This window comes from Oleiphilus sp. HI0043 (genome assembly GCF_001634935.1).
The window spans coordinates 1-1,151 of record NZ_LWEY01001051.1; the positions used below are offsets into that span (position 1 = coordinate 1).

Annotated in this window: 1 protein-coding gene; it reads left to right on the top strand. The window is 46.3% G+C overall.

Annotated elements, in window-relative coordinates:
• Positions 1 to 188: 188 nt before the first annotated feature.
• Positions 189 to 1,151 (top strand): elongation factor Tu (tuf, locus tag A3729_RS11060; protein ID WP_068633827.1); only part of this gene is annotated, 963 nt, incomplete at its 3' end.

The window sequence follows — 1,151 nt, forward strand, 5'->3', positions numbered from 1 at the left end:
CTCATATAGCTCAGTCGGTAGAGCGCCACCTTGGTAAGGTGGAGGTCACCGGTTCAATTCCGGTTATGAGCTCCATGAGTGTTATTGCTTGGTTTTATTGAATTTAAGTTGTGTGTGGTCAATGCTGGTTCTAGCTGGCCGAGACGCAGTGTCCGCAATCGAGCTATATTTTTTGAGGAGATGTTCGGATGGCAAAAGAAAAATTTGAACGTAATAAACCACACGTCAACGTAGGTACTATTGGTCACGTTGATCACGGTAAAACAACTTTGACTGCAGCGTTAACGCGTGTATGTGCAGAAGTATTCGGTGGTGAGAAGGTTGACTTCGCAAACATCGATAACGCACCAGAAGAAAGAGAACGTGGTATCACTATCGCGACGTCTCACGTTGAGTATGATTCAACTGATCGTCACTACGCTCACGTTGACTGCCCAGGGCACGCCGATTATGTTAAGAACATGATCACAGGTGCTGCTCAGATGGATGGTGCTATCTTGGTTTGTGGTGCGACTGATGGTCCTATGCCTCAGACTCGTGAGCACATCCTTTTGTCTCGTCAGGTAGGTGTACCTTACATTGTAGTATTCTTGAACAAGGCTGACTTGTTGGCTGAAGACTGTGGTGGTGCAGGTTCAGAAGAATACAACGAGATGCTTGAATTGGTTGAAATGGAAATTCGTGAGTTGCTAGACACTTATGAGTTCCCAGGTGATGATACGCCAATTATCGCAGGTTCTGCTTTGATGGCATTGAACGGCGAAGATGATAACGAGCTAGGTACAACTGCTGTTAAGAAGTTGGTTGAGTCGCTAGATTCTTATATTCCAGAGCCAGAGCGTGCTGTAGATCAGCCATTCCTAATGCCTGTTGAGGACGTGTTCTCAATCTCAGGTCGTGGTACGGTTGTAACGGGTCGTGTTGAGCGTGGTATCATCAAAGTTGGTGAAGAAATCGAGATTGTTGGTATCAAGGAAACTCAAACCACTACTTGTACTGGTGTTGAGATGTTCCGTAAGCTTCTAGACGAAGGTCGTGCGGGTGAGAACGTTGGTGTTCTTCTGCGTGGTACTAAGCGTGACGAAGTTGAGCGTGGTCAGGTTCTATGTGTGCCTGGTTCTGTTAAGCCTCACACTAAGTTTGAAGCTGAA